Origin of the sequence: Robiginitalea sp., from assembly GCF_049588695.1 — a bacterium.
Lineage (GTDB): Bacteria > Bacteroidota > Bacteroidia > Flavobacteriales > Flavobacteriaceae > Robiginitalea.
Genome location: NZ_JBAVZJ010000645.1, coordinates 1 through 2,292, shown reverse-complemented (window position 1 = coordinate 2,292; position 2,292 = coordinate 1). Strand labels below are relative to the sequence as shown.

The window sequence follows — 2,292 nt, the reverse complement described above, 5'->3', positions numbered from 1 at the left end:
GTATTTCTGTGATCTACCAACTTTTTTATGGAATAAGAAGTAAATTTATAATTATGGAGCCATTTATCCCACGAGATTTGAAAACTCACCTAATCCTTCTGTTTTCGACTTTTAGTCTGACTATGTCTGCACAAGATGCGGATAGTTTGTCTTCCATCGATTATAAGGAAATGCAGGATAAAATTTTTCGCTTACTGGAAAATCAGGGGATTTATGAACTTGGGGATAAGAGATTACCCTCTTTTAAATTAATGCGTGTGGATGGAGAGGAATTTGACTCTGAAAGCCTGGTTGGCAAACCCACAATTCTCAATTTCTGGTTTACATTTTGTGCCCCTTGTATAGAAGAAATACCTATGCTCAACAGGATTCAAAAATCCTATGCCCATAAGGTCAATTATATTGCCATAACCTATCAGGACAGTATTGAAATTACTGGCTTTCTGGAAAGGAAGGCCTTTAATTTTACTCAATTGACTGACGCTCAGGATTTCTGGGATCAACTGGGTCTTAAGACGGCGCCTCATACATTGATTACAGACCAGAATCTGATTGTCCAGTATATTGACAAAGATCGGCCGAGAGATTTAAATGAGTTCGAAGCTCTGTTGCGAAATCAGATAGAAGAACTCCTAAAACAATAGCTGGCCTTGTTGTATTTATATTTCGTGCAGGTACATATCACCAGTCAAAATTGACTAACAATTTTTTTGAGAAAAAGCTTAAAGTTGGAGCAACTACAAGAAATTGGAAAACCGTTTTGAAACTACAAGAACTCCGTCGATAAAACGTTGTGGTAATCACAGAAATGAAAAATATGGAAAGACCTAAAATAAAAATTGAGCTGGAACCCATCGATAAAATAATCGAATGGCTTGGAGTTTTGGGACTTCTACTTTTAATCGGTTTACCCCTATATTATTTCGACCAACTCCCGGAAACGATTCCCAGGCACTTTGGAGCTGATGGTAAACCAGATGCTTTTAGTGGAAAAGAAATTATTTGGACCCTTCCTGTAATCGGTTTTGCCATGTACGCCGGATTGTTTTGGTTAAATAGATACCCCCATATTTTCAATTACCCTCAAAAAGTGTCTCAGCAAAACGCCAAAAGACTATATACGGTAGGAAAAAGAATGATCCGTACTTTGAATACTTTGATCACCGGCCTGTTTGCCTACATCACTTATTCTACAATCCAAGTCGGCCTGGGCAATCAGTCAGGGTTGGGGTCCTGGTTTTTACCGGTATTTTTGATCCTCACTTTAGGAACTACGGCATATTTCTTATTCAGGTTAATGAAAAGAGATTGACAAAACACGAACTGATAGAGAAAAATCTGGTACGTTTTTTGAACTTCCAAAAGAAGGGAATAATAATCGATTCTCTTTTTTGAGTTATGAGATATTTGAGTTTTTTCGTGTTCTTATTTCTGCTTTCAGCTTGCAACCAACGTAATTCAAGTACGATTGGCAGCTCAATTTCTGATTCAAAACTGACGCCACCAATTCCGGCGGTAGCAATTCAAGCCATACTGGATGTCCCGGATTTGCAGCCCTGGCTTCATGGTGAAATTCCTGAAAGAGTACCTTTAAAAGTGGTTAGCAGTGAATTTGTAAGGGAAGACTACAACCTGTACAAGTTCGGACATAAGGTTAGAATAATTGATACGCTAACTCTAAGAGCGGAATTCATAGAAGATGCTATAATCATCCAATTCTACGACACCGACAGGGACACCATAAAATTTGGACTTACCCACCCTATAGAAGGAGCATTTATGAGTGGCAGTATTTTTGAGAAGGATGAAAAGTGGAACGTTCTGGTTAAAAGTATGGGCGAAGTCGGACCCATTCAGTTCCCCTGTTTGGATCTACAAAAGGAGACCTCATTACTACAGACTATTTTACGATCAGACGAGAAGGACATTAAGGACTTTGTTAATTACCTAAAAACTAATAAAACTAATATACTGAGCATAAATGGTTTAAAACATTTTAAGCCAATGTATGTCTCTGTGAAAGATCACAAATTCTATGTCTTAACTAGTGATACTCCGAAATATGACATTGGGATCCAGTTCCATGGAGGTTGTAGTAAGGGGCGTTTTGAATTGGGAAATAACCGGTATGCCGTTTTCGGTAATTTTAGGCGAAATGGAAATGATTGGTGTTTAGAGAACATTGGCGTTATAGAAATAGATTAATATTTACTCCAAGCTGTCATAAAAGCTATTGCAAATACGAATGCCATAAATATCTTTAATGTTCGGTTTAATATTACTCGGCCGCAT

General features: G+C 37.8%; 3 protein-coding genes. All 3 read left to right on the top strand.

Going from position 1 to position 2,292, the window contains the following annotated elements; all coding sequences use genetic code 11:
• Positions 1 to 77 precede the first annotated feature (77 nt).
• The 3 genes from WBV75_RS14725 to WBV75_RS14715 all read left to right on the top strand — a co-directional run bounded on the left by WBV75_RS14725 (position 78) and on the right by WBV75_RS14715 (position 2,205).
• Positions 78 to 644, top strand: a complete 567-nt coding sequence (locus WBV75_RS14725; protein ID WP_424121338.1) for a TlpA family protein disulfide reductase — start codon at positions 78 to 80, stop codon at positions 642 to 644.
• Positions 645 to 817: 173 nt separating this feature from the next.
• Positions 818 to 1,312 (top strand): DUF1648 domain-containing protein, encoded by a 495-nt coding sequence (locus tag WBV75_RS14720; RefSeq protein ID WP_424121337.1) that lies wholly within the window; start codon positions 818 to 820, stop codon positions 1,310 to 1,312.
• A gap of 86 nt (positions 1,313 to 1,398) precedes the next feature.
• Positions 1,399 to 2,205, top strand: a complete 807-nt coding sequence (locus tag WBV75_RS14715) for a hypothetical protein (protein ID WP_424121336.1) — start codon at positions 1,399 to 1,401, stop codon at positions 2,203 to 2,205.
• The last annotated feature ends 87 nt before the right edge of the window (positions 2,206 to 2,292 follow it).